Genomic DNA, 23,390 nt, shown 5'->3' with positions numbered 1-23,390 from the left:
CGCCCATCCGCACCAGAGTCTGGTCAGGTCCGGCGTGCGGCTCGGGAACTTCCCGCAGCTCCACGACGTCGAGGGGAGAGCCGATCCGGTCCTGAACAAGCGCTTTCATGGGGTCTACTCCTTGAGCCTCGCGGAGGCTGCGAGGCGCGATGGGAGATGCCGTCCATGAAGTGATGGGACAATCCGCGCCCATGGAGCTGTGTTTTCCATAATTGGGATAATGCCCGCCTTGCGTTCGGTGGCGCCGGCGCCGATCTGAACCCTGAGGTTTGGGCGAGGAGCGATCGCATGCTGGGCTATGACGACGTGGCGATCTTCCTGCGGGTGGCGCGCGAGGGCAGTTTCGTGGCGGCGGCCAGAAGCCTGGGCCTGCCCACGAGTTCGGTCAGCCGCCGGGTGGCCGCCCTGGAAGAGCGGCTGAAGACCCAGCTGCTGCGCCGCACCACCCGCGCCGTCGGCCTCACCGACGACGGCCGCGCCTTCGCCGATCGCTGCACGGCGGCCATGGACGAGATCGAGGCGGCCACGCGGGGCCTGGACCTGTGCGACTCCCGGCTCTCGGGACGCCTGACGGTCACCGCGCCCTACCATGTGTGCAACGAAGAGTTCGCGCCCCAGCTGCTGGACTTCGCTGCGGCCCATCCCGACCTCGTCATGGACCTGCGCCTGACCAACGGCGTCCCGGACCTCATCGAGGAGGGTGTCGACGTCGCCTTCCAACTGGCCCCGCTGCCGGACGGTCGTCACGTGGCCCGCAAGCTGTGGGCCGCGCCCTATGGCGTGTTCGCCAGCCGCGCGTTCTTGCAGCGCTGGCCCGAAGCCGCCAGCCTGGATCATCCGCGTCGCCTGGTCCGCCTACCCGCCGTCGTCACGCCGCCGATCCACGGTTGGCGGTTCGCCCACGCGGGCGGCGAAACCTTCACCTTCACGCCGCGTGCGCTGAGCGCTTCGGTCGACGACCTGTCCCTCGGCGCCCTCGCCGTGCGGGGAGGGCTGGGCGTTGGCTATCTGCCCAAGGGGCTGGCCAGCCGCTTTCCCGAATTGATCGAGCTGACGTTCGGCGATTGGCGGGTCGCCGATCGCGAGCTCTACGCCCTCTATCCGGCCGCCCGACAGCTATCGCCCAAGGTGCGCGCGGTGATCGACCATGCCCTGGCCGCCCGCGCCGCGCACGGGAAAGCCGGCGCCTAGGTTTGGTGTGGGGATATGGGGAGTTGGGGGTGGTCGGGACCCAAACCCCTTGCAGGGTCTGGGTCCCGATGGTGCCACGACTGGGACTCGAACCCAGGACCTCAGCCTTACCAAGGATGCGCTCTACCACTGAGCTACCGCGGCGAAGAGGAGGGGGCGTATAGCGAACCAAACGCGGTTGGCAAAGCCAAAATCGTCTTGACCGATCGTCGCGGCGCTTTCACCTGTGGAAAGATGAGCCAGAACCCCAAGCCGGACAACGAGAAAGCGGCCCGCGAAGCGCGGCTGGCCCAGGCGCTGCGGACCAATCTTCGCCGTAGGAAAGCCGCGCCCGCCGCCGCGGCCAAGCCGGAAACCCCCGAACCGTCGTCCGACTGAGGACGAACCGTGTGGATTCGGTGCAGGCTCTTGCGTGGGCCCTTGCAACCGGTAGAACCGCCCCTTCACATGTGACCGCGCGGCGCCCCCACGTCTTCAGCCGCGCGACGAGGGACTTTCATTGGATCGTATCGCCATCACCGGCGGCGCGCAGCTGAACGGGATCATCCCGGTGAGCGGCGCCAAGAACTCGGCCATCAAGCTGATGGCGGCCAGCCTGCTCACCTCCGAGCCGCTGCGCCTGACCAACATGCCGCGCCTGGCCGACACCAGGTTCCTGGGCAAGCTGCTGACCCGCCTGGGCGCCCATGTGGACGAGCGCGAAGGGCTGGACGGTTCGGAGACGGTGCTGCACGCGCCGGAGATCACCAGCGGCTTCGCGCCCTACGAGCTGGTGCGCCAGATGCGCGCCTCGTTCAACGTGCTGGGCCCGCTGATCGCCCGCACCGGCCAGGCCAAGGTCTCGCTGCCCGGCGGCTGCACCATCGGGGCCCGCCCGGTCGACCTGCACCTGCAGGCCCTGGAGGCCCTGGGCGCCAAGATCGACCTGCACGAGGGCTACGTCTACGCCCAGGCCCCGCGCGGCCTGAAGGGCGCGGAGATCACCTTCCCGTTCGTGTCGGTGGGCGCCACCGAGCACGCCATGCTGGCCGCCGTGCTGGCCGACGGCGTGACGCGGATCCACAACGCCGCCTGCGAGCCCGAGCTGCTGGACCTGCAGATCTGCCTCAACGCCATGGGCGCCAAGGTGGAAGGGGCGGGGACCTCGACCATCACCATCACCGGCGTCGCCAAGCTGCACGGCGCGACCCATTCGGTGATCCCCGACCGTATCGAGATGGGCACCTACGCCGTGGCCGCGGCCATGGCCGGCGGCGAGGTCCAGCTGACCCGGGCCCGTCCCGAGCTGATCGACAGCCTGCTGGTCAAGCTGGAAGAAGCCGGCGCGGGCGTGATCCGCACCGAGGACGGGGTGATCATCAAGCGCAACGGCCATCGCCTGGAAGCGGTCGATCTGGAAACCCAGCCCTATCCGGGCTTCGCCACCGACCTGCAGGCCCAGTTCATGGCCCTGATGACCACGGCCAAGGGTGAGAGCCGGATCCGCGAGACCATCTTCGAGAACCGCTTCATGCACGCCCCGGAGCTGATGCGCCTGGGCGCCGACATCTCGGTGTCGGGCGGCGAGGCCCGCGTGCGAGGCGTCGAGCAACTGGAAGGCGCCGAGGTGATGGCCACCGACCTGCGGGCCTCGGTCAGCCTGGTGATCGCCGGCCTGGTCGCCCGCGGCGAAACCACGGTCAGCCGCATCTATCACCTGGACCGCGGCTTCGAACGGCTGGAAGAGAAGCTGGGCGCCTGCGGAGCACAGGTGCGCCGCATCAAGGGCGAGCCCGAAAGCGACATCGACCATGACTGACGCCGCCCCCCTGAAGCTGCTGGCCCACGAGGCCGAAGACCTGGCGGTGATCTCCGCCGCCTTGCAGGACGCCGTCGCCAAGATCGGCGACATCCGCTGGGACGCCCAGGGACGCACCCTGACCCTGGCTTGCAACCGCTTCCGCTGGGAAGGCGCGGGCAAGAAGGGGGAGCGCGTACGCTCGGCCCTGCAACTGGGCGACGTCACCGGCGTCCAGGCCCGCAAGCTGCGTCGCGACGCCAAGTCGGCGGTGGTCGAGCTGCTGTCGGTGGCCTTCGAGGCCGGCGAGGCGCCGGGCGGCAGCGTGCTGCTGACCTTCGCCGGCGGCGGCGACCTGAAGGTCAGCGTCGACTGCCTGGACGTGGTCCTGGCCGACGTCTCGGAGCCGTGGTCGACGCCGCGCAAGCCGGCTCACGCGGACTAGCGGCGGGGGCGCGGCCCCCCGCCCTTCCGGTCGGCGCTAGGTGCGGCGCCGGTTCTTGATTGTCAGAGCGACCGCAGCGACCAGGAAATAGATTGCGCCGACGGCCGCGTAGGGGGCGATCGTGGTGATCGATGGCGTCGCCGGTCCCGTCGCCTGCTTGACGAAGAACGCCCCGGCCAGGGCTGACTGGGCCCCGCTCAGCACCATCGCCCACTGGGCGCCATAGGCGCGCCAGCGCCGCAGGCCGGTCGCCAGTTGCAAGAGGCCGGCGAGTACGGCCCACGCGCCGAACACCGCCAGCACGGCGTGCATGCCCGCGCGCAGGGCCAGCAGCACCGCCAGGCTGGTGGCGGCGCTGACCACCAGGTTCAGGGTCTGGGAGCCGTTGGCCCGGAAGCCGCCGTTGGCCTGGGCGTCGCGGGCGTTGGCGAAGGCGTCCCAGGCCGGATACAGCACCAGCAGGATCGCGGCGGCGATCGGATTGGCCGCGCCCAGCGTGAACGCGACGACCACCCAGACGGCGGCGACGCCGGCTCTCAGGAAATAGTAGCGCGTCAGCGCGTCGGGGGTCTCGCGCGGCGGCGCGACAGTGTCCTGGGCCATGATCATTTCCTGAGCTTGGTTATCGATAGCGACATTATATGTCGTGACATCTAATGGCGTAGCCCGAGGCCTCGCGGCTTGTCCAGGCGAAAGTTGTCACGACATCTATTTTCGCCCTAAGAGATCGGTCCGACAGGAGGTCGCCATGTCAGATTCCGCGCTCAAGCCCGGCTACGTGCCCACGCTGGACGACCAACTGTGCTTCTCGCTGTACGGGGCCAGCATGGCGATCAACCGGGCCTACAAGCCGTTGCTGGACGCCTTGGAGATCACCTATCCGCAGTACCTGGTGCTGAGCACGCTGTGGGAGATCGACGGCTTGAGCATCGGCGCGATCGCCGACCGTCTGGGGCTGGATTCCAGCAATGTCACCCCGCTGGTCAAGCGCATGGAGGCCGCCGGCCTGGTTGCACGCGAACGCAATCCCGCCGACGAGCGCCAGGTGGTGGTCACCCTGACCGGCTCGGGCCGCGACATGCAGGCGCGCAGCGCCTGCCTGGGCCAGACCCTGTTCGCCTCGGCCAATCTCAGCGTCGAGAAGCTGATCCAGCTGAACAAGGACGTCCAGGCGTTCCGGGATTCGGTCGCGCGGTTCGTGGTGGCCCGGCCGCAGAACTGAGGCGACAGTCGAGACCACCGGCAATCCGCGCCTGGAGGTCGGCTGGATCGAGAACGGCCCGCGCAAGACGGCCGGCCGCCTCCGTGGCGCCTCGCCGTGCTTGTGCCTAAGTGAGCGCCAGGACGGCTCGCGCTCAAGCGAGGCCGCCAGATCGGCGAGACGACATGGTCATCTTCAGCGTGCTCTATCCCGCGACCCCCGGCGGCAGGTTCGACCAGGCCTATTACGACGACGTCCACATCCCGCTGGTGAAGGAGGCCTTCGCCGCCACCGGCCTGAAGGACGTGCAGGTGTTCAAGGGGCTGTCGGCTCCCGACGGTGGCCCCGCGCCGTTCGTGGCCATGGTTCACCTGGCCTTCGAGGACGCCGCCGCCATGCAGGCCTCGTTGGCCGGGCCGCGCGGCGCCGAGGTCAGCGGCGACATCGTCAACTTCAGCGACATCACGCCGATCGCCCAGGTCAGCGCGCGGGACTAGGCGTCGCGGGAAACGACGGGGACACACACGCGATCCACGGCCGTGGCCATCACGGCAAGGCGCTGGGAGCGTGTGTGTCCCCAACCGCGCTCCGGCCCATCATGGTTAATGCGGCCTTAACCCTGTTGCCGCCTTGTGTGGCGGTGTTTCAGGCTTGTCGCGATTCGTAATCTCGCGACGGATGCGTTGGGGTCGTCATGGTCAGCAGTGTCACGAACGGCTATGCGGCGAACCCCTATCTGACCACCACCGGGACGGCGGCGGCCAACACCGCGACGACGGCCACGAGCCCCGACGCTTCCGGCGCGGCGGCCGCCAAGGCCAGCGGCTCCAGCGTCAATGTCACCCTGTCGGCCCAGGCCCAGGCGGCGCTGGCGGCCCAGACCGACACCCGCACCACCGACGCCGTCGTCAGCGCCGCGCGCACGGCGCTGGACAAGCTGCTGGCCGACGCCAAGGCCAGCAGCGCCCTGAAGAACGGCAAGGCGACGATCGACGTCAGCGGCCTGGACCGCCGCAGCCTGTACGCCATCGCCAGCAACCAGGGCGGCAAGTTCCCGATCGAGGAGCAGGTGGTGGCCAGCCTGCAATTGAAGGCCAATCGCGACGCCGCCCTGTCGGCCTCGGCCTCGGCCATGCGGGTGACCGGCGACTACACCGGGCTCTACAAGGCCGCCCTGGCCAACCTCGAGGCCGCCGGCCCCGAGGAGAAGGCCATGGGCCAGTGGGCCAAGGACAAGGCCGCCCTGACCGAGGGCCTCAAGCAGGCGACGGAAAAGCCCGGCGTCCAACCCAAGGGTATCGAGGGCGACCCGGTCGCGGCCTATCTCAAGGACACCGGCGGGGTGGTGTCCAACCCCCGCACCCGCGACATCGAGAAGGTCGCCTCCGACGTCCGCAGCGTGCTGAACAAGCAGTACGCCGCCGCGACCAAGGACGGCATGGCCACCGGCCCCGACGACGGCCAGATCGACTTTTCCAAGTTCGACGACCGGTCGCTGGCGGCGGTGGCGCTGAACAAGGGCGACCAGTTCTCCGACCACGAGGTCGCGCAGGCCGCGGCCGAGATCCGCACCCGCAACCGCGACAGCGTCTCAAGCGCCTTCAACAGCACCAAGGGCTCGTCCGACCCCTCGGCGTTCGGCAAGACCCTGATCACGCAATACGCTTCTATGAGCGACGAGGAACGCCAGGCGGTGGGCTGGACCCCGGCGCTCTACGACAAGATGATCGCCATGCAGAACCTGTCGGACAAGCTGGCCTCGATGTTCAACAGCGACGGCAGCGTCAACTCGGGCGGGACGAGTCTGCTGGACTATCTCTGAGCGTCCCTAGACCCTGAGCATCTTCAACCTGTCATCCCGGACAAGCGCGCAGCGCGAAGATCCGGGACCGGCGCGTGAACGCCTGCTCTTCCGGCGGTCCCGGGTCTGCGCTTTGCTCCGCCCGGGATGACAGGGTTGGTATTGGGGCTGGACGCTGGACGGGTCTCAGCTAAGACGGTTGCAACGTCCACGTGCGGGCGGGCGCCCGCTGCAATCGGAACCGGCTCCCATGATCCTGAGACACACCGGCCGCGCCGCCCTGCTGGCGCTCCTCCTGTGCGGCGCGGCCGCGACGGCGGTGATGGCGGCGACGCCCGCCCAGCCCCCGGTCCCCGCCATCCTGATGACCCCCGAGGCGCACGACATCCACTCCTACGCCCAGCCGCTGGTCGCGCGGGTCACCCACGTGGACCTCGACCTGACCGCCGACTTCGCCGGCCAGAAGATGACCGGCACGGCCGCCCTCGACATCGCCGCCGCCCCGGACGCCAAGGAGGTGGTGCTCGACAGCAAGGGCCTGGTGATCAAGGGCGTCACCGACGCCAAGGGCGCGGCCCTGCCGTGGACACTGGGCAAAGCCGACCCGATCCTCGGCGCGCCGCTGACCGTCACGCTAAACGGCGCCCGCCGCATCGTCGTCAGCTACGACAGCGCCCCCGGCGGCGCGGCCCTGCAATGGCTGACGCCCGCCCAGACGGCCGGCAAGCAGAAGCCCTACCTGTTCAGCCAGGGCGAGGCGATCCTCAACCGCACCTGGATCCCCACCCAGGACAGCCCCGGTATCCGCCAGACCTGGACGGCCAAGATCCTGGCGCCCGATGGCCTGACGGCGGTGATGAGCGCCGAAATGCTGAGCCCGCCGGAAGGCGAGCCCGTGGCCGGCGGCAGCCTCTATCGCTTCAGGATGGACAAGCCGGTGGCCTCCTACCTGATCGCCATCGCCGTCGGCGACCTGGCCTTCAAGCCGCTGGGCGTGCGGACCGGCGTCTATACCGAGCCCTCGGTGCTGGACAAGACCGCCAACGAGCTGGTCGACGTCGAGAAGATGGTCGAGGCGGCCGAGAGCCTCTACGGGCCCTATGCCTGGGGCCGCTACGACCTGCTGGTGCTGCCGCCGTCGTTCCCGTTCGGCGGCATGGAAAACCCGCGCCTGACCTTCGCCACGCCCACGATCATCGCCGGCGACCGCTCGCTGGTCAGCCTGGTGGCCCACGAGCTGGCCCACTCGTGGTCGGGCAACCTGGTCAACAACGCCACCTGGTCGGACTTCTGGCTCAACGAGGGCTTCACGGTCTATTTCGAGAACCGGATCATGGAGAAGCTCTATGGTCCCGAGCGCGCCCAAATGTTGGCCGACCTGGGCTGGACCAGCCTGCAGGACACGATCAAGGAGGTCGGCGGTCCGGCCAGCCCCGACACCCGCCTGCACCTGGACCTGACCGGCCGCGACCCCGACGACGGCATGACCGACATCGCCTACGAGAAGGGCGCGACCTTCCTGCGCACCATCGAGAAGGCGGTCGGCCGCGAACGCTGGGACGCCTATCTGAAGGCCTATTTCGCCCGCCACGCCTTCCAGTCGCAGACCACGGCCGGCTTCGTCGCCGACCTGCGTGAGAACCTGATCAAGGGCGACCCCAAGCTGGAAGCCGCGATCGGCGTCGACAAGTGGGTCTATGAGGTCGGCCTGCCCGACAACGCCGTCCACGTGAAGTCGGCCGCCTTCCCGGCGGTGGACGCCCTGGCCGCCGCCTTCGCCAAGGGCGGTCCCGCCCCGGCCGCCAAATGGCAGGCCTGGAGCACGCCGGAGCGCACGCGGTTCGTCGCCAGCCTGCCGCGCCAACTGTCGGCCGAGCGGCTGGCGGCGCTGGACAAGGCCTTCGGCCTGTCGGCCCAGGGCAACAGCGAAATCCGCTTCGTCTGGCTGCAACTGGCTATCGCCAACCGCTACGACCCGGCCACGCCGTCGCTGGAGGCCTTCCTCACCGACCAGGGCCGCCGCAAGTTCGTGGCGCCGCTGTTCAAGGACCTGATGGAGCAGGACACGTGGGGCCAGCCGATCGCCAAGCGGATCTACGCCCAGACCCGGCCGCTCTATCACGCGGTCACGCGGCAGACGGTGGACACGATCGTCAAGTAGCTAGGCGTCCCGCCCCTCGGGCCGATGGATCGCCACGCCGAGCACCACCAGGCCGATGGCGACCATCTCCCAGAGGGTAGGGACCTGGCGCAGCACGACCACGCCGATCACCGTCGCCGTGGCCGGCAGCAGGGCCAGCAGCAGGGCGAAGGTGGCGCGCGGCAACCGCGCCATGGCCAGCTGGTCGCAGACATAGGGGATCACCGACGACGAGATCCCGACCCCGATCGCCGCCGCCAGCAGCAGCGGGTGGGCGAAGGCCGGCGTCGCGTCGCGCAGGCCGATCGGCAGGGCCGCGACCATGGCGATCAGCATCGCCATGCCCAGCCGGTCGATTCCCGCCACGCCGCCGCCCGCCGCGATCCGGTGGCCGAGCACGATGTAGAGGATGAAGAGCCCGCAGTTGAGGAAGGCGAACAGGTAGCCGATCGGCTGGCCCTCGATGCGGACCTGGGTCAGCAGGCAGACCCCCAGCACGGCGACGGCCAGGGCCAGGCCGTTGCGGACCGACCGCATGCCGAACGCCGCCAGGCCGATCGGGCCGAGGAACTCGATCGCCCCCACCGTCGCCAGCGGCAGCCGGTCGATGGCCAGGTAGAAGGTGGCGTTCATCAGGGCCAGCACCACGCCCAGGGCGACCACCGTGCGGCGGTCGGCGGCCGACAGCCGGCCGAAGAATCGCCAGGGTCGCCGCCAGGCCGCGAAGATGATCGCGGCGCTGGCGATCCGCAGCCAGGCGACGCCCAGCGGCTCGACCCGGGCGAACAGCAGCACCGCGAAGGCCGGGCCCAGATAGTGGAAGACCGCGCTGGCCACGAAATAGAGATGCGGCGGGATTTGCGCCGACCGAACGGCCAAGGTCGATCCGGACGTTGAAAGCGTCATGTCGGCTCCGTGCATCGCCGCGATCCGTGAAGGCCATCATCTTTGCAATGCAACGGGTCTGGGTCCATGGTGAGTCAAAGGCAAATTCTGGGTTATCAGGACAGGTTTGAAGGTCATGGCGCGAAATAACCTTCACTTCAACGACCTGCTCCTCGACGCCAGGAACGTCGAACTGCTGCGGCTGCTCGACAGCGATCCCCGCGCCAGCGTTTCGGAACTGGCCCGGCGGATCGGCATGTCCGCCCCGGCGGTGAAGGAGCGCCTGACCCGGCTGGAGGAGGCCGGCGTCATCCTGGGCTATCGCCTCGAACTGTCGGCGAAGGCGCTGGGGTGGCCGATCACGGCGTTCATCCGGGTCAGGCCGATGGCCGGGCAGCTTCCCAGGATCATCGAACTGGCGGAGTCGATCCCGCAGGTCGCCGAATGCCACCGCATCACCGGCGAGGACTGCTTCATCCTCAAGGTCCATCTGGACGCGCTGGAAAACATGGACCAGATTCTCGACCGGTTCCTCGCCCACGGCCAGACCACGACCTCCATCGTCCAGTCGACCCCGGTGCCGCTGCGATCGCCGCCGCTTCCGGGCCCGCGCGAGTGATGCGCGCAAGGCGAACGGTGGCACCCGTAGTTCGCCTATCAGGCGAGTTTCGTGTTAACCTCGACCCACGCCCCCGTCAGAGGGGCGGGCATCGTTAGGGAGGTTCACCATGGCCGACGCCATGTCTGTGACCCGTGTGCGCGTGCGTCCCGTGTTCTTCAGGAAATGCGACATCAACAAGCCGGCTTCCGCCGAGCTGCGGCACATGGGACCCTGCATCCAGTGGGGCCGGGTGGGGCTGGTGGCGATGTTCCTGCTGTTCGGGGCGGGGCTGGCAACCCTGGCCTATGCGGGAATGGGGTAGGGCGACAGCCGCCGCTCCACTTAGCGCGTGACGCCCACCCTCGCCTGACCGATGCTCCGCTCACGACGTGATCGCGGGGGCGGCATTGGATCAGGCGAACAACTCTCTCTGGAATCCGGACCTGGCGCCGACCACGCCGGAGCAGCGCACCTGGCGCGCGCGGCACTTCGCGGCCCTGTGGCTGGGCATGGTCATCGCCGTGCCGGCCTACATGCTGGCGGCGGGCCTGATCGAGCAGGGGATGTCGGCCGGCCAGGCGGTGTGGGCGGTGCTGCTGGGCAATCTGGTGGTGCTGGTCCCGATGCTGCTGATCGGCCACGCCGGGGCGCGCTGGGGCGTGCCCTACGCGGTGCTGGCCAGGGCCTCGTTCGGCTGGCGTGGGGCGCGGGCCCCGGCCCTGGCCCGGGCGGTGGTCGCCTGCGGCTGGTACGGCATCCAGACCTGGATCGGCGGCGGAGCGCTGCTGACCCTGCTGGGGGTGATGGTCGGCAGGAGCCTGGTCGGGCCGATGATCCCGGTGCTGGGCATTGGGGTCGGCCAGCTGCTGGCCTTCGCCGTCTTCTGGGCGATCCAGCTGCTGTTCGTCACCAAGGGCCTGGAGACGGTGCGCAAGCTCGAGACCTGGACGGCGCCGGTCAAGGTCGTGGTCTGCGGCCTGCTGGTCTGGTGGGCGCTGAGCAAGGCCGGCGGCCTGGGGCCGATCCTGCACGAACCCAGCGCCTACGACCCCGGCGGCGCCAAGGCCGGGACCTTCTGGCGCGACTTCGGCCCCGCCGTCACCGCCATGACCGGCTACTGGGCGACCCTGGCCCTCAACATCCCCGACTTCACCCGTTTCGCCCGCAGCCAGAAGGACCAGATCGTCGGCCAGGCCGTGGGTCTGCCGGGCCCGATGGCCCTGCTGGCGACCATGAGCGTCATCACCACCTCGGCCACGGTGCTGATCTTCGGCAAGCCGATCTGGGACCCGGTGGCCCTGGCCGGCGACATCGGCGGCGTCGCGGTGCTGGTCGGCCTGCTGATCATCAGCCTCGACACGGTGTCGTGCAACATCGCCGCCAACCTGGTGGGCCCCGCCTACGACTTCTCGGCCCTGTGGCCCAAGCGGATCAGCTACCGCACCGGCGGCTACATCACCGCGGTGATCGGGGTGCTGATCATGCCGTGGAAGCTGCTGGAGAGCACGCAAGGCTACATCTTCGTCTGGCTGACCGGCTACGGCGCCCTGCTGGGGCCGGTGGCGGGGATCCTGATCACCGACTACTGGCTGCTGCGGCGAACGAAGCTGGACGTCGAGGCGCTGTACGACCGGACCGGACGCTACACCTACTTCAAAGGCTGGAACCTGGCGGCGGTGGCGGCCTTCGTCGTCGGCGTGGCGCCGAACCTGCCGGGGTTCCTGAAGGCGGCGGGCCTGCCGGCGGCGGCCGGGCTGGGGGCGCCGTGGACGGGGCTCTACGACTACGCGTGGTTCGTGGGGGCGGGGATCGCGGCGGGGGTCTATTGGGCGGCGATGCAGATCAGAGGCGACTCCGTCCTGAACCCTCTCCCAGCGGGAGAGGGAGGGGCCCACGCCGAAGGCGTGGGAGGGTGAGGGGTTACGCCGTCACCGTTTTCCTTATGGCCGACGCAGCGGATGTTCTGCGTGAGATCACACCCGCTTGCCCCCACCTGACCGCTTCGCGGTCTGTCCGCCCCCATAGGGGGCGGAGTTCGCGCGGCGCCGACGGCGAGGTTCTTCCCCCTATGGGGGAAGACGGCCGAAGGCCCGTAGGGGGCAAGGGCGTGCGCCACCACCAATCACCTCTTGCACCCGTCCCAAAAACCCGCATCTAGGCCCCATGCGTCGTTTCAACTCCGCCGACCCTGCTTTCCCCGCCGCCTTCAAGGCCTTCCTCGACGAGCGCCGGGGCGCGCCCGAGAATGTCGATGCGGCCGCGCGCAACGTGCTGGACGCCGTGCAGGCCGACGGCCTGGCTGCCGTGCTCAGCTTCACCAGCCGCTTCGACGGCGTGGAGCTGACCGAGCACACCATCCGTGTCACCGCCGAGGAGATCGAGGCCGGCGCGGCCGCCGCTACCCCGGAGGTCCGCGAGGCCATCGCCTTCGCCGCGGCCCGCATCCGCGCCTTCCACGAACGCCAGCGCCCCACCGACCAGTCGTGGACCGACGAGGCCGGTGTGCAGCTGGGCTGGCGCTGGACGCCGCTGGAAGCGGTGGGCGTCTACGTGCCCGGCGGCCGTGCGGCCTATCCCTCGACCGTGCTGATGAACGCGGTGCCCGCCCAGGTGGCCGGCGTCGACCGCATCGCCATGGTCACTCCGCCCGGCAAGCTGGAGCCGGCGGTGCTGGCCGCCGCCAAGGAGGCCGGGGTCACCGAGATCTGGCGGATCGGCGGCGCCCAGGCCGTCGCCGCCCTGGCCTACGGGGCCGGGCCGATCCAGCCGGTCGACAAGATCGTTGGCCCCGGCAACGCCTATGTCACCGCCGCCAAGCGCCGGCTGTACGGCGTGGTCGGCATCGACGCCCTGGCCGGCCCGTCCGAGATCGTCGTGGTCGCCGACGCCAACAACAATCCCGACTGGATCGCCGCCGACCTGCTGAGCCAGGCCGAGCACGACCCGGCCGCCCAGTCGATCCTGATCACCGACGACGAAGACTTCGCCCAGGCGGTGTCGGACGCAGTCGACGCCCTGCTGAAGACCTTGTCGACCGGCGTCGACGCCGCCGAGTCGTGGCGCGACCACGGGGCGATCATCCTCTGTCATCTGGACGACAGCCCGCGCCTGGTCGACCTGCTGGCCCCCGAGCACGTCGAGTTCGCCATCGACGACCCCGAGCGCCTGGCCGACCGCGTGCGTCACGCCGGGGCGATCTTCCTGGGACGGCTGACGCCCGAGGCGATCGGCGACTACGTGGCCGGCTCCAACCACGTGCTGCCGACCAGCCGCGCGGCGCGCTTCCAGTCGGGCCTGTCGATCTACGACTTCCTCAAGCGCACCTCGATCGTCAAGTGCGACGCGGCGTCGTTCGGCGTCCTCGGCCCCCACACCGTGGCCCTGGCCAAGGCCGAGGGCCTGCCGGCCCACGCGCTGTCGGCCTCGATTCGATTGCCTTCGAAGCCGTAAGGCGCAAGTCTCCCTCCGATGTCAGACGTCAAAGCCAGCCAGTCCCTGAAGTCCATCGTCATTGACGAGGACAGCCTCGCGGCGGCGTCCCGCGACCAGGAGCAGGAGCGGCAGGTGGCGATCTTCGACCTGTTGGACGGCAACTATTTCGAGCCGGCCGAGGCGGCGGGCGGGCCCTACGACCTGCGCCTGTCGCTGATCGAGAACCGCCTGGCCTTCGACATCGCAGGACCAGCCTACGAGCGCCGGCACCTGCTGTCCCTGTCGCCCTTCCGGGGGGTGATCAAGGACTACTTCATGATCTGCGACAGCTATTATTCGGCGATCCGCAATTCGTCGCCGCAGCAGATCGAGGCCTTGGACATGGGCCGGCGCGGCCTGCACAACGAGGGTTCGTCGCTGCTGCGCGAGCGGCTGGAGGGCAAGGTCAAGACCGATCTCGACACCGCGCGGCGGCTGTTCACCCTGATCTGCGCGCTGCACTGGCGGGGCTGAGGGGCGTGTTCCGCGTCTTCGGCAGAGAAAGGCTCTAGAGGTGTCGGGGCTTCCGGACGCGGTGCTGTTCGCCTGCAACTACAACCGCGTGCGCTCGCCGATGGCCGAGGCCCTGTTCCGGCATTTCTACGGGGCCCGGGCCTTCGTCGATTCGTGCGGCCTGAAGGGCGACCCGGCCGGGGAGGTCGATCCGTTCGTCGCCGTGGTCATGGACGAGATGGGCCTGGATGTCGGCGATCATCGCCCCAAGAGCTTCGGCCATCTCGAGGACGACAGTTTCGACGTGGTCATCTCCCTGACCCCCGAGGCCCAGCACCGGGCCGTGGAACTGGCCCGTCACCGGGCCACCGACATCGAATACTGGCCGACCCACGACCCCAGCCTTGCGATCGGCTCCCGCGACGCCATGTTGGCGGCCTACCGCGAGGTGCGCGACGCCCTGGCCAACGCGATTCGACAACGTTTCGGCGCGCCATCGACGTTCGGGGGGTGAATGCGCTATACACCCCGCCTCGCAGCCGCGATCCGCTCCCCGACTCAATCGTCGCGGGGGCTTTACCGGCATGGCGTCACCCGTTTTGAGAGGCCTGATGGCTAAGGAAGAACTGCTCGAGTTTCCCGGTACGGTCAGCGAATTGCTGCCCAACGCGACCTTCCGCGTGAAGCTGGAGAACGATCACGAGATCATCGCCCATACCGCCGGCAAGATGCGCAAGAACCGCATCCGCGTGCTGGCCGGCGACAAGGTGCTCGTGGAAATGACGCCCTACGACCTGACCAAGGGCCGCATCACCTACCGCTTCAAGTAGGGCTGGCGATGGTCGTCCAGCGGACGCCGCTGGTTTTGGCCAGTGCGAGCCCCCGGCGCCTGGACCTGCTCGCGCAGGTCGGCGTCGTCCCGGATCGGGTCGATCCCGCCGACATCGATGAGGCGCCGTCGCGGGACGAGACCCCGCGGCGTCATGCCCTGCGCCTGGCCGTCGAGAAGGCGAGGGCGGTGGCCCCGCGTTCGGCCGGCTGCCTGGTGCTGGCCGCCGACACCGTCGTCGCCGTCGGCCGCCGCATCCTGCCCAAGGCCGAGACACAAGAGCAGGCGGCCTACTGCCTCAAGCTGCTGTCGGGCCGCAACCACATGGTGCTGACCGGGGTGGCGGTGATCGCCCCCGACGGTCGCGAGGCCTCGCGGCTGGTCGAGACCCGCGTGCAGTTCAAGCATCTGTCCGACGCCGAGAAGGCCGACTACCTGGCCGGCGGCGAATGGAACGGCAAGGCCGGCGGCTACGGCGTGCAAGGCGTGGCCGGCGGTTTCATCATCGACCTGCATGGCTCCTACACCTCGGTGGTCGGCCTGCCGCTCTATGAGACGATGAACCTGCTTCAGGGCCTGGGTTGGACGAAACCATGAGCGAGCGGCGCGCCTACCTCTACAAGGGCATCGGCGAGACGGTGGGGGTCGTTACCCTGGACGGTCGTCCCGAGCGCCTGGTCGCCACCTGGGACGGCGATGATCCGCTGGACGCCGAGAGCGTGCGCGGCGTGGCCCGGGTCAGGAAGATCGAGCGCGCCTTCGCCTCGGCCTTCGTCGCCCTGCCGGGCGGGGCCGACATGCTGCTGCCGCTGCGCCCCGACATGCCCAAGCTGGTCGAGGGCCAGCTGGTCGAGATCGAGATCCGCGCGCCTTCGCGCCGCGACAAGTCGGCGGTGGCCCGCTTCATCGGACCGGCCGAGGGCGAGCCCCGCGTGCTGGCCCACGCCCCGACCATCGAAGAGCTGCTGCGCCTGTGGGTGAAGTCCGGCTCGCCGACCCAGGGCCTGGCCGCCCTGGAGGCGGTCGAGGCCGCCGAGGCCGAGGCCTTGATGACCGTCTTCGCCCTGCCGGGCGGCGGCGACATCGCCGTCGAATCGACCCGGGCCCTGGTGGCCGTCGACGTCGATCTCGGAAACCGCGACGGCGACTCCAAGAAGGCGGCCCGCGCCGCCAACATGGCCGCCTTCACCACGGCCGCCCGGGTCCTGCGCCTGAAGGGCCTGGCCGGGCTGGTGGTGTTCGATCTGGTCGGCCGGGGTCACGATGGTCCGGCCCTGACCACGGCGGCGCGCAACGCCTTCGCCATCGACAATCCCGGGGTCGGCCTGGGGCCGATCAGCAAGTTCGGGGCGCTCGAGATGATCGTGCCGCGCCGGACCCGGCCGATTCTCGACCGCCTGCTCGACGAGACGGGCGGCCTGTCGGCCCGCGCCGGCGCCCTGCGCCTGGTCCGGGCCTTCGAGCGCGAGGGCAGGGCGGACCCGGGCGGCAAGCTGGCCGGACGCTGCGGCCCGGCCGTGGCCGAGGCCTTCGCGGCCCTGGACGCCGCCCTGGCCGACAAGATCGGCCGGCGCTTCACCCTGTCCGTTGTCGCCGACTGGCCCAACGACCGCCTGGAGGTCTCCGCGTCATGAGCGCCTGCCCGATCTGCAAGAAGCCCGCGATCCCGGAGTTCCGGCCGTTCTGCTCCAAGCGCTGCGCCGACGTCGACCTGAACCGCTGGCTGTCGGACCGCTACGTGGTGCCCGGCGCCGACGAGGACGAGGAAAACCCGCCGTCCACAGACTTCGAGCGGGAATAGTCGGCGATCGTCCACGAGGGGCTGGACTTCGTTTTTCGGCTCACCTATAGACGCGGCTCCTCGCCGTCAGGCGGGCGCCGGGGCGGTTTCGACCGCCTCCAAGGCTCAGGGCCTGGGTAGCTCAGTTGGTAGAGCAGCGGATTGAAAATCCGCGTGTCGGTGGTTCGAATCCGCCCCCAGGCACCACTCCTCCTCTTCCGTGGCGTGGCCGTTCGATCGAAGTCCTCGCTCGGGACGTCGCGTGGCCGGCGGGCCGGCGCCGCGACTTTCATCACTTCCGTCCCCCTCCCGTGCAGAAGTGAAATTTTAGCCGCCCGTCTGCGTCATGTCCGAGCGCGCCGGTCACGGGCCCGCCCGGGGTCTTCGCGCGGCCGCGGGTCTCGCCTGGAGCGTCTTCGTGACGGGCGGATGGCCAGCGCGATGTGTCCGGAATCCGGCGGCGGAGCTTCGGTCCGGCGACGGCCGTCCAAGACCGGAATCGGCAAGCCCAATCGCCGATTCCGCCCGATCGAGGGACGGATTTCAGCCGGGCGCGGCCACTTCTGGCGCGGCGGAAGGCGTCGACGGGCCCGTTCCTCGACTTTCGGCGGGGGGCGACGCTCGGCGGACGCTCGAGAACGGCCAGGGCGTGTTCGCCGCAGGATTGCGCTTTGGCTCGGTGCTCGCCGTGGTCACGCCTGCAAGACCGGCGTTTTGTCAGCTTGTTGCAACGCAGCATGGATATTCCCCATGATAGGGAAAAACCGCCCTCAAATCCTGATTTCCCTTTTGTGCGGTGCGGCAACGATAGTCCGTGCGTCAAAGGGACGGTGAATTTATGCCCTCCCTCACCCCTTGACGGTGCGAAAAGGGGTTGCCAAAGGACCCCTGCCGCAATTCTAACATTGCGGTAAGATCGCTGCCTCATAGGGGCGGCGGTCACACGCGCTTCGAAACGATCCTTCTCAGGGGCACAAGCCCGGCAAGGGGGGCGTAACGGGTCGAGCGCAGCGAAGCGGGTCTGCAGGGCTACCGAGAGATCGGTCGTCACGCAGGCTATTCAAGTTAGGGTGGAGACGCTCTCGCGCGACGACCCTCGGTCCAAACGTGCTAGACCAATCAGGAACTGGCGACAGATGCTCGACATTAAACGGAAGACCCCCCTCATCGCACTCGTCGGCGCCATGGCGCTGATGGCGAGCGCTCCGGCTTTCGCTCAGGACGCTGCGGCTCCTGCGCCGGCCACCACCGAAGCCGCCGCTCCGGCCGGTGGCGCCGCCGCTCCGGCCCCGGCTCCCGCCGAAGCCGCTCCGCCGGCCGCTGACGCCGCCGCCGCCGAACCCAAGAAGGAATCGCACTCGCTGACCCCGGTCGGCATGTTCCTCGCCGCTGGCGCGGTGGTTAAGGTCGTGATGATCGGCCTGATCCTGGCCTCGATCTTCTCGTGGGTCCTGCTGATCACCAAGATCTTCGAGTTCGGCGCCCTGAACAAGCAATCGGACAAGTTCCTGGAAGCCTTCCGCGGCGCCCGTTCGATCGCCGACATCGCCCGCATCGGTTCGTCGGAAGAATTCGAAGGCAACCCGATGGCCGACATGGCCGCCGCGGCCGCCCAGGAAGTCGAACTGTCGCGTCAAGCGGGTCTGGCCGTCACCGGCGAGCACCGTGACTCGACGCTGTCGCGCGCGACCTACGCCATCAACGCGGTGCAAGCCTCGCTGGTGAAGCGTCTGTCGGGCGGCATGGTGTTCCTGGCCTCGGTCGGTTCGGCCGGTCCGTTCATCGGTCTGTTCGGTACCGTTTACGGGATCATGACCTCGTTCATCGGCATCGCGAACACCAACACGACCAACCTGGCCGTCGTCGCCCCCGGCATCGCCGAAGCGCTGCTCGCCACCGGTATCGGTCTGTTCGCCGCTATCCCGGCGGTTATCTTCTACAACTACTTCCAGACCCGCATCTCGGGTTACGGCACGCGCTCGGAAGGTTTCGTTGCTGAACTGATGAACGCCATTTCGCGCCAGCTCGACAAAGGAGCCTAAGACCGATGGCCGCCAAACTCTCAGGCGGTGGGGGCGACAGGTTTAACGTCGAACAGAACAGCGAGATCAACGTCACGCCCTTCGTGGACGTCATGCTGGTTCTCCTGATCATCTTCATGGTGGCGGCCCCGCTCGCCTCCGTGTCGGTCGAAGTGAACCTGCCGCCGGCGGTCGCGAAAGCATCGCAGAACCCGCCAAAGCCGGTCTACATTTCCATCAAGGCGGACGGTTCGGTCTACATTGGCGACTTTGAGACCACGATCGACACGATGGGTGATGACCTCGCCAAGAACATCGGCAGACGCGACCCTACCAAGGAGCGCATCTTCATCCGCGCCGACGAAAAGACGCGCTACGGCAATTTCATGGAGGTCATGAACGCCCTCCAGGACAATGGCTTCTATAGCGTGGCTCTGATCGGCAAGGATGAGAACAGCTAGGGGTGATGCATGGCTGAACAACAAGCGCCTGAGCATCGCCACTACGACCCGCTCACCTCAGAAGGTCCGCGCCGGAAGAAGGGCCTCGGCGCCTTCGGTATCGCGCTGATCGTCGTCGTCGGCTTCCACGCTGCTTTGTTCGCGTATCTGGCGAAGCAGAAGTTCGAAGCGGTGATGAAGGAGTACCACGACGACGCCGTGGACGTGGAGTTGCCTCCGCCGCCCCCGCCGCCGCCGCCGCCTCCGCCGCCGCCGCCGCCGCCGACCAACGCTCCGCCTCCGCCTCCCGCGGTGGTGCAGCCGAGGCCGCCGATCGCGCCGCCGCCGGACATCACGCCGCCGCCGCCCCTGCCGATCCCGCCTGTCAAGGAACGGGTCGAGCAAACGGCGCCGCCCGTGATCTCCGCCACGCCGCCGGTTCCTTCGAACCCGCCGGCGCGGGCGTCGGTCATCACCAAGCCGGACTGGGCCCGCAAGCCTACCGGTGAGGACATGGCTCGCTACTACCCCGACCGCGCTCAGCGGATGGAAGTGAATGGCCGCGCGACCCTGTCGTGCACCGTCACCGCCAAGGGGTCGCTGGAAAGCTGCTCCGTCGTGTCGGAAAATCCCGGCGACTACGGGTTCGGCGATGCGGCGATGAAGCTGTCGCGACTGTTCCGCATGAAGCCGAAGACGCTTGACGGCGCTCCGGTGGACGGTGGTCAGATCACGATCCCGATCGTCTTCCAGGTCCCCCGCTAGGGATCAGGCGACCGGCAAGACCACGAGCGCCCCGGAGCTTCATCGCTCCGGGGCGTTTTCGTGTGAACGGGGCTGTTTCGGTGCTTGATCCGGCTCACGCCTCCGACTAAAGACACTCCCTCGCGATGCGCCGCCTTAGCTCAGTTGGTTAGAGCGCCGGTTTGTGGAACCGGAGGTCCTCAGTTCAAGCCTGAGAGGCGGTACCATCGCCAGACGTCGAAAAGGCCCGGCCACCAAGCCGGGCCTTTTTCGTTGATGGGCGCGGCCAGCGCCGGCGCGATTAGCCGTGGTGGCCGGATACGGCGGCCCAGACGCGCCAGCCGATCAGGATGATCAGGATCCAACCCACGGTCAGGCCGGCCATGGGCCGGGTCTGCCACCAGTATCGAATGCGGCCCAAAGCGGCCTCCGACGTTTCCACTCTACGCTCCCCCCGTGGCGCGCGGATGGTCGCGCGCCGCCTTCTTGAAAGCGATGCTGCGCGCCAACGGTGTTTTGCGATAGGTCCAGCCTGTGCGGCACAGCGCCGCTGCCTGAGTCTGGGGGCCAGGCTGTCCAGGCGCGTTCCGCGCCCGGGCGTCAGAAGGGGGCGGCTTGGCGCGACCGGCTTAGCGCGCCGTCGCGGCCGGTTCGTCGTCGACCATGGCCTTGACCAGATCGACCACCCGGCGGCGCAGGCGGCGGTCGTTCAGGCGGGGAAACAGGCCGGCCAGTTCCAGGCCTTCGGGGGTGGCCACGAACTGGGTCATGCGCTGGGCGAAGCCGTCGTCGGCGTCGCCCCCGGCCGTCTCGTCCAGGCCTTCGAAGAAGTAGGACACCGGCGACTGCAGCAGCCGCGCCGCCTCGTACAGTTTCGAGGCGCTGATGCGGTTGGCCCCGCGCTCGTACTTCTGGATCTGCTGGAAGGTGATGCCGAGGGCGTCGGCCAACTGGGTCTGGCTCAGGCCCAGGACCTTGCGGCGGATCCGGAGGCGCGCGCCGACATAGAGGTCGACGGGGTGAGCCGCTTCGGCGGGGGGTTTTGCAGTCATCCGCTTCTGGTCCCTCCAGCGATCGCCCGGTCGCGCGTGGATGCGAGGCGTGCGGTCCAGCTTGGTTAACACAGGATAGACCCATGAGGTTGCGTTAGTCACGCCTCTGACACATCAGGTCCTTGTCCCGAAAATCGCCCGCCGGGGTTGACCTTTCGCGCGAGCGGGGGTGTTTGCCGCCCATGGAGACGAGGCTTGGCGCGCGGGTGGCGGTGGCCGGCGCCGGCGCGATCGGATCGGCCGTGGCGCTGGCCCTGGCGCGCGCCGGGCGGGACGTCACGGTTTTCGATCCGCGCCCCCTGGGCGACAACGCCTCGGGCGTGGCCGCGGGCATGCTGGCCCCGGTCGCCGAAGCCGTCTTCGACCCCGCCTCGACCTCGCACCTGGACCTGCTGCGGCGGGCGCGCGACCTCTGGCCGGCCTTCGCCGCGCCGCTGGGGATCGCCCTGCTCAGGAGCGGCCTGAGGGTCGAGGGCGACGCGGCCTGGCTGGAGGCCGTCGCGGCCCGTTTCCAGGCCGTGGGCGCGCCCGTGGGCCGGCAGGGCGGCGCCCTGACCAGCGACGAGGATTGGCGGCTCGAGGCGCGGCCGGCCCTGGCGGCGATGCATGACGCGGCCCTGGCGCTGGGCGTGCGGTTCGAGGCGCGGGCCTTCGAGGCCGGGGACCTCGCGGCCTTCGAGGGGGTGGTGCTGGCCACCGGGGCGGCGGGCGTCGCCGGCCTGGCCCCGGAACTGGCCGCCCTGACCCCGATCAAGGGCCAGATCCTGCGGGCCGATCGCGGTCCGGCGACGGGGCCGGTGATCCGGGGCGAAGGGGCCTACATCTGCCCCGGCCAAAGTCCGGCGATCGGTGCGACCATGGAGGTCGGGCGCGACGACCTGGCGATCGATCCCGCCGCGACCGAAGGCCTGCGCCGGGCGGCGATCCGCCTGCGGCCCGAACTGGCGCAGGCGACGATGACCACCCAGGTCGGGGTGCGGGCGACCACCGTCGACGGCCTGCCGCTGGTGGGCTGGAGCGCGACCCCCGGCGTGATGCTGGCGGTCGGGGCGCGGCGGAACGGCTGGCTGCTGGCGCCGCTTGTGGCCGGTCTGGTCGCGGCGTATCTGACAGGCAACGACCCGGGTCCGGACGCCGCGCACTTCGACGCGCGGCGCTTTTCGAAGGCCTGAGCGACAACGACAACAGCAAGGGCAGGGGCGCATGGCCGGATTCTGGTTGACCGAGGAACAGGAAGCCATCCGCGAGGGCGTCGCCAAGCTGTGCGCCGACTTCGACGACGAGTACTGGCGCCGCACCGACGAGACCGGAATCTTCCCCGAGGAATTCGTCGCCGCCATCGCCCAGGGCGGCTGGCTGGGCGTGGCCATGCCCGAGAGCGTCGGCGGGGCGGGCCTGGGCCTGACCGAGGCGGCGGTGATGATGCAGGCCGTGGCCCAGTCCGGCGCGGGCTTCTCGGGCGCCTCGGCCATCCACCTGAACATCTTCGGCCCGATGCCGATCGTGAAGTTCGGCACGGACGAACAGCGCCAGAAGCACCTGCCGCGGCTGATCTCCGGCGAGGACAAGATGTGCTTCGCGGTGACCGAGCCCAATTCCGGCCTCGACACCTCCAGCCTGGAGACCCGGGCCGAGCGCACCAATGACGGCTATGTGCTGAACGGCCGCAAGATCTGGACGACCGGGGCCCAGCGCGCCAACAAGATTCTGATCATCGCCCGCACCACGCCCAAGGACCAGTGCGCCAAGCCGACCCAGGGCCTTTCCCTGTTCTACACCGACCGCGAGAAGATCGAGGCCAAGCCGATCCCCAAGATGGGGCGCAAGGCGGTCGAGTGTAACATGCTGTTCATCGAGGACCTGCACGTGCCCCAGGAGGACCTGGTGGGCGAGGAGGGCAAGGGCTTCGCCTACCTGCTGCACGGCCTCAACCCCGAGCGGGTGCTGTTCGCCGCCGAGGCCGTGGGCCTGGGCCGCGTGGCCCTGTCCAAGGCGGTGACCTACGCCAAGGAGCGCGTGGTGTTCGGCCGGCCGATCGGCCAGAACCAAGGGATCCAGCATCCGCTGGCCCGGTCGTGGGCCGAGCTGGAGGCCGCCAACCTGATGGCCTTCAAGGCCGCCGCCCTCTACGACCTGGGCCAGGACTGCGGGGCCGAGGCCAACGCCGCCAAGTACCTGGGCGCCGAGGCCGGCTTCACCGCCTGCGAGACCTCGGTCCTGGCCCATGGCGGCATGGGCTACGCCAAGGAATACGACGTCGAGCGCTATTTCCGCGAAGCGATGATCGCCAGGATCGCCCCGGTCAGCCGCGAGATGATCCTCAACTTCATCGCCGAACGGGTGCTGGGCCTGCCGAAGAGCTATTGAAGGGCTCCTTAATCGAGCTGAGCATCTCACGCCTTGCCCCCTACGGGCCTTCGGCCGTCTTCCCCCATAGGGGGAAGAGCCTCGCCGCCGGCGCCGTGCGAACTCCGCCCCCTCGCCGCGACAGACCGCGCAGCGGTCAGGTGGGGGCAAGCGGGTGTGATCCCACGCCATCGGCTGTGAGCGGATCGGAAA

The 23,390-nt window shown here is 69.1% G+C and carries 26 protein-coding genes and 3 tRNA genes; 25 read left to right on the top strand and 4 right to left on the bottom strand.

The features are described 5' to 3' along the window. The first annotated feature begins 288 nt into the window (after nt 1-288). On the top strand, nt 289-1,191 hold the full coding sequence (locus PMI01_RS12880) for a LysR family transcriptional regulator (protein ID WP_007669083.1): 903 nt from the start codon (nt 289-291) through the stop codon (nt 1,189-1,191). 69 nt (nt 1,192-1,260) lie between these two features. On the opposite strand, the gene PMI01_RS12875 is transcribed toward PMI01_RS12880, so the two are convergent. After that, a tRNA-Thr gene (locus PMI01_RS12875) sits at nt 1,261-1,335 on the bottom strand. A gap of 90 nt (nt 1,336-1,425) precedes the next feature. Here PMI01_RS12875 and PMI01_RS27135 point away from each other — a divergent pair. The 3 genes from PMI01_RS27135 to PMI01_RS12865 all read left to right on the top strand — a co-directional run bounded on the left by PMI01_RS27135 (nt 1,426) and on the right by PMI01_RS12865 (nt 3,413). After that, nucleotides 1,426-1,569 carry a hypothetical protein gene (locus tag PMI01_RS27135; protein WP_007669075.1) on the top strand — a complete coding sequence of 48 codons (144 nt, stop codon included), beginning with the start codon at nt 1,426-1,428 and terminating at the stop codon, nt 1,567-1,569. Between the two features lie 121 nt (nt 1,570-1,690). Beyond that, a complete protein-coding gene (gene murA, locus PMI01_RS12870) occupies nt 1,691-2,989 on the top strand; it encodes a UDP-N-acetylglucosamine 1-carboxyvinyltransferase (RefSeq protein ID WP_007669072.1) in 1,299 nt (432 codons plus the stop codon). Then, entirely contained in the window at nt 2,982-3,413 is a 432-nt protein-coding gene (locus tag PMI01_RS12865; protein ID WP_007669067.1) for a DUF2948 family protein, read from the top strand. The genes murA and PMI01_RS12865 overlap by 8 nt, the downstream gene beginning before the upstream one ends. Before the next feature lie 36 nt (nt 3,414-3,449). On the opposite strand, the gene PMI01_RS12860 is transcribed toward PMI01_RS12865, so the two are convergent. Beyond that, nucleotides 3,450-4,016 carry a DUF308 domain-containing protein gene (locus PMI01_RS12860; RefSeq protein WP_007669064.1) on the bottom strand — a complete coding sequence of 189 codons (567 nt, stop codon included), beginning with the start codon at nt 4,014-4,016 and terminating at the stop codon, nt 3,450-3,452. A 145-nt stretch (nt 4,017-4,161) separates the two neighbouring features. Between PMI01_RS12860 and PMI01_RS12855 the strand changes: the two genes are divergently transcribed. The 4 genes from PMI01_RS12855 (at nt 4,162) to PMI01_RS12840 (ending at nt 8,576) form a co-directional block, all read left to right on the top strand. Continuing rightward, complete coding sequence (locus PMI01_RS12855) at nt 4,162-4,635, top strand: MarR family winged helix-turn-helix transcriptional regulator (RefSeq protein ID WP_007669063.1); 474 nt, start codon at nt 4,162-4,164, stop codon at nt 4,633-4,635. A 164-nt stretch (nt 4,636-4,799) separates the two neighbouring features. Then, the gene (locus PMI01_RS12850; protein ID WP_007669059.1) at nt 4,800-5,111 is read left to right on the top strand and encodes an EthD family reductase; all 312 of its coding nucleotides are present in this window, start codon (nt 4,800-4,802) and stop codon (nt 5,109-5,111) included. 197 nt (nt 5,112-5,308) lie between these two features. Beyond that, nucleotides 5,309-6,436, top strand: a complete 1,128-nt coding sequence (locus tag PMI01_RS28140) for a hypothetical protein (protein WP_007669057.1) — start codon at nt 5,309-5,311, stop codon at nt 6,434-6,436. 229 nt (nt 6,437-6,665) lie between these two features. Then, nucleotides 6,666-8,576 carry a M1 family metallopeptidase gene (locus PMI01_RS12840; RefSeq protein WP_007669056.1) on the top strand — a complete coding sequence of 637 codons (1,911 nt, stop codon included), beginning with the start codon at nt 6,666-6,668 and terminating at the stop codon, nt 8,574-8,576. On the opposite strand, the gene PMI01_RS12835 is transcribed toward PMI01_RS12840, so the two are convergent. Beyond that, nucleotides 8,577-9,461 carry an EamA family transporter gene (locus PMI01_RS12835; RefSeq protein ID WP_007669055.1) on the bottom strand — a complete coding sequence of 295 codons (885 nt, stop codon included), beginning with the start codon at nt 9,459-9,461 and terminating at the stop codon, nt 8,577-8,579. A gap of 115 nt (nt 9,462-9,576) precedes the next feature. Here PMI01_RS12835 and PMI01_RS12830 point away from each other — a divergent pair, with 115 nt between their 5' ends. The 15 genes from PMI01_RS12830 to PMI01_RS12760 all read left to right on the top strand — a co-directional run bounded on the left by PMI01_RS12830 (nt 9,577) and on the right by PMI01_RS12760 (nt 20,006). Next, complete coding sequence (locus PMI01_RS12830; protein WP_007669053.1) at nt 9,577-10,059, top strand: Lrp/AsnC family transcriptional regulator; 483 nt, start codon at nt 9,577-9,579, stop codon at nt 10,057-10,059. A 109-nt stretch (nt 10,060-10,168) separates the two neighbouring features. Then, complete coding sequence (locus tag PMI01_RS12825) at nt 10,169-10,363, top strand: hypothetical protein (protein WP_007669051.1); 195 nt, start codon at nt 10,169-10,171, stop codon at nt 10,361-10,363. An 85-nt stretch (nt 10,364-10,448) separates the two neighbouring features. Beyond that, complete coding sequence (locus PMI01_RS12820) at nt 10,449-11,957, top strand: NCS1 family nucleobase:cation symporter-1 (protein WP_007669050.1); 1,509 nt, start codon at nt 10,449-10,451, stop codon at nt 11,955-11,957. A gap of 247 nt (nt 11,958-12,204) precedes the next feature. Next, complete coding sequence (gene hisD, locus PMI01_RS12815; protein ID WP_007669048.1) at nt 12,205-13,491, top strand: histidinol dehydrogenase; 1,287 nt, start codon at nt 12,205-12,207, stop codon at nt 13,489-13,491. Nucleotides 13,492-13,509: 18 nt separating this feature from the next. Continuing rightward, complete coding sequence (locus tag PMI01_RS12810) at nt 13,510-13,986, top strand: UPF0262 family protein (protein ID WP_007669045.1); 477 nt, start codon at nt 13,510-13,512, stop codon at nt 13,984-13,986. 40 nt (nt 13,987-14,026) lie between these two features. Next, on the top strand, nt 14,027-14,479 hold the full coding sequence (locus PMI01_RS12805; protein ID WP_007669043.1) for an arsenate-mycothiol transferase ArsC: 453 nt from the start codon (nt 14,027-14,029) through the stop codon (nt 14,477-14,479). A 97-nt stretch (nt 14,480-14,576) separates the two neighbouring features. Beyond that, nucleotides 14,577-14,795, top strand: a complete 219-nt coding sequence (infA, locus tag PMI01_RS12800) for a translation initiation factor IF-1 (protein WP_004617696.1) — start codon at nt 14,577-14,579, stop codon at nt 14,793-14,795. An 8-nt stretch (nt 14,796-14,803) separates the two neighbouring features. Further along, entirely contained in the window at nt 14,804-15,391 is a 588-nt protein-coding gene (locus PMI01_RS12795; protein WP_007669034.1) for a Maf family protein, read from the top strand. Then, nucleotides 15,388-16,428, top strand: coding sequence for a ribonuclease E/G (locus tag PMI01_RS12790; RefSeq protein ID WP_007669032.1), 1,041 nt, complete (start codon nt 15,388-15,390; stop codon nt 16,426-16,428). The genes PMI01_RS12795 and PMI01_RS12790 overlap by 4 nt, the downstream gene beginning before the upstream one ends. Continuing rightward, on the top strand, nt 16,425-16,595 hold the full coding sequence (yacG, locus tag PMI01_RS12785; protein WP_007669031.1) for a DNA gyrase inhibitor YacG: 171 nt from the start codon (nt 16,425-16,427) through the stop codon (nt 16,593-16,595). The genes PMI01_RS12790 and yacG overlap by 4 nt, the downstream gene beginning before the upstream one ends. A gap of 110 nt (nt 16,596-16,705) precedes the next feature. After that, a tRNA-Phe gene (locus tag PMI01_RS12780) sits at nt 16,706-16,781 on the top strand. A 929-nt stretch (nt 16,782-17,710) separates the two neighbouring features. Then, nucleotides 17,711-18,616 carry a MotA/TolQ/ExbB proton channel family protein gene (locus PMI01_RS12775; RefSeq protein WP_007669030.1) on the top strand — a complete coding sequence of 302 codons (906 nt, stop codon included), beginning with the start codon at nt 17,711-17,713 and terminating at the stop codon, nt 18,614-18,616. Nucleotides 18,617-18,621: 5 nt separating this feature from the next. Continuing rightward, on the top strand, nt 18,622-19,056 hold the full coding sequence (locus tag PMI01_RS12770) for a biopolymer transporter ExbD (protein ID WP_007669029.1): 435 nt from the start codon (nt 18,622-18,624) through the stop codon (nt 19,054-19,056). Nucleotides 19,057-19,065: 9 nt separating this feature from the next. Beyond that, entirely contained in the window at nt 19,066-19,800 is a 735-nt protein-coding gene (locus tag PMI01_RS12765) for an energy transducer TonB (protein WP_007669028.1), read from the top strand. Between the two features lie 129 nt (nt 19,801-19,929). After that, nucleotides 19,930-20,006: transfer RNA gene (locus tag PMI01_RS12760), tRNA-His, on the top strand. Between the two features lie 402 nt (nt 20,007-20,408). On the opposite strand, the gene PMI01_RS12755 is transcribed toward PMI01_RS12760, so the two are convergent. Further along, complete coding sequence (locus PMI01_RS12755) at nt 20,409-20,831, bottom strand: helix-turn-helix domain-containing protein (RefSeq protein ID WP_007669027.1); 423 nt, start codon at nt 20,829-20,831, stop codon at nt 20,409-20,411. Between the two features lie 182 nt (nt 20,832-21,013). On the opposite strand from PMI01_RS12755, the gene PMI01_RS12750 reads away from it, so the two are divergent. Together PMI01_RS12750 and PMI01_RS12745 are read left to right on the top strand one after the other, a co-directional pair. Next, nucleotides 21,014-22,003: an NAD(P)/FAD-dependent oxidoreductase gene (locus PMI01_RS12750; RefSeq protein ID WP_007669026.1), complete on the top strand. Its 990-nt coding sequence runs from the start codon at nt 21,014-21,016 to the stop codon at nt 22,001-22,003. Between the two features lie 31 nt (nt 22,004-22,034). Further along, nucleotides 22,035-23,198: an acyl-CoA dehydrogenase family protein gene (locus PMI01_RS12745; protein WP_007669025.1), complete on the top strand. Its 1,164-nt coding sequence runs from the start codon at nt 22,035-22,037 to the stop codon at nt 23,196-23,198. Nucleotides 23,199-23,390: the final 192 nt, after the last annotated feature.

It is taken from the genome of Caulobacter sp. AP07 (assembly GCF_000281955.1).
GTDB lineage: Bacteria > Pseudomonadota > Alphaproteobacteria > Caulobacterales > Caulobacteraceae > Caulobacter.
The sequence above is the reverse complement of the archived record's forward strand: the minus strand, read 5'-3'. Positions and strand labels throughout refer to the sequence as shown.

Excerpts from the sequence above, each read along its gene's own strand:
- PMI01_RS27135 (WP_007669075.1), top strand. The coding sequence starts at position 1,426 with ATGAGCCAGAACCCCAAGCCGGACAACGAGAAAGCGGCCCGCGAAGCG.
- hisD (WP_007669048.1), top strand. The coding sequence starts at position 12,205 with ATGCGTCGTTTCAACTCCGCCGACCCTGCTTTCCCCGCCGCCTTCAAG.
- PMI01_RS12750 (WP_007669026.1), top strand. The coding sequence starts at position 21,014 with ATGGAGACGAGGCTTGGCGCGCGGGTGGCGGTGGCCGGCGCCGGCGCG.
- PMI01_RS12770 (WP_007669029.1), top strand. The coding sequence starts at position 18,622 with ATGGCCGCCAAACTCTCAGGCGGTGGGGGCGACAGGTTTAACGTCGAA.
- PMI01_RS12810 (WP_007669045.1), top strand. The coding sequence starts at position 13,510 with ATGTCAGACGTCAAAGCCAGCCAGTCCCTGAAGTCCATCGTCATTGAC.
- PMI01_RS12745 (WP_007669025.1), top strand. The coding sequence starts at position 22,035 with ATGGCCGGATTCTGGTTGACCGAGGAACAGGAAGCCATCCGCGAGGGC.
- infA (WP_004617696.1), top strand. The coding sequence starts at position 14,577 with ATGGCTAAGGAAGAACTGCTCGAGTTTCCCGGTACGGTCAGCGAATTG.
- PMI01_RS12790 (WP_007669032.1), top strand. The coding sequence starts at position 15,388 with ATGAGCGAGCGGCGCGCCTACCTCTACAAGGGCATCGGCGAGACGGTG.
- PMI01_RS12855 (WP_007669063.1), top strand. The coding sequence starts at position 4,162 with ATGTCAGATTCCGCGCTCAAGCCCGGCTACGTGCCCACGCTGGACGAC.
- PMI01_RS12865 (WP_007669067.1), top strand. The coding sequence starts at position 2,982 with ATGACTGACGCCGCCCCCCTGAAGCTGCTGGCCCACGAGGCCGAAGAC.
- yacG (WP_007669031.1), top strand. The coding sequence starts at position 16,425 with ATGAGCGCCTGCCCGATCTGCAAGAAGCCCGCGATCCCGGAGTTCCGG.
- PMI01_RS12840 (WP_007669056.1), top strand. The coding sequence starts at position 6,666 with ATGATCCTGAGACACACCGGCCGCGCCGCCCTGCTGGCGCTCCTCCTG.
- PMI01_RS12755 (WP_007669027.1), bottom strand. The coding sequence starts at position 20,831 with ATGACTGCAAAACCCCCCGCCGAAGCGGCTCACCCCGTCGACCTCTAT.
- PMI01_RS12880 (WP_007669083.1), top strand. The coding sequence starts at position 289 with ATGCTGGGCTATGACGACGTGGCGATCTTCCTGCGGGTGGCGCGCGAG.
- PMI01_RS12850 (WP_007669059.1), top strand. The coding sequence starts at position 4,800 with ATGGTCATCTTCAGCGTGCTCTATCCCGCGACCCCCGGCGGCAGGTTC.
- PMI01_RS12825 (WP_007669051.1), top strand. The coding sequence starts at position 10,169 with ATGGCCGACGCCATGTCTGTGACCCGTGTGCGCGTGCGTCCCGTGTTC.
- PMI01_RS12775 (WP_007669030.1), top strand. The coding sequence starts at position 17,711 with ATGCTCGACATTAAACGGAAGACCCCCCTCATCGCACTCGTCGGCGCC.
- PMI01_RS12795 (WP_007669034.1), top strand. The coding sequence starts at position 14,804 with ATGGTCGTCCAGCGGACGCCGCTGGTTTTGGCCAGTGCGAGCCCCCGG.
- PMI01_RS28140 (WP_007669057.1), top strand. The coding sequence starts at position 5,309 with ATGGTCAGCAGTGTCACGAACGGCTATGCGGCGAACCCCTATCTGACC.
- PMI01_RS12830 (WP_007669053.1), top strand. The coding sequence starts at position 9,577 with ATGGCGCGAAATAACCTTCACTTCAACGACCTGCTCCTCGACGCCAGG.
- PMI01_RS12835 (WP_007669055.1), bottom strand. The coding sequence starts at position 9,461 with ATGACGCTTTCAACGTCCGGATCGACCTTGGCCGTTCGGTCGGCGCAA.
- PMI01_RS12860 (WP_007669064.1), bottom strand. The coding sequence starts at position 4,016 with ATGGCCCAGGACACTGTCGCGCCGCCGCGCGAGACCCCCGACGCGCTG.
- PMI01_RS12765 (WP_007669028.1), top strand. The coding sequence starts at position 19,066 with ATGGCTGAACAACAAGCGCCTGAGCATCGCCACTACGACCCGCTCACC.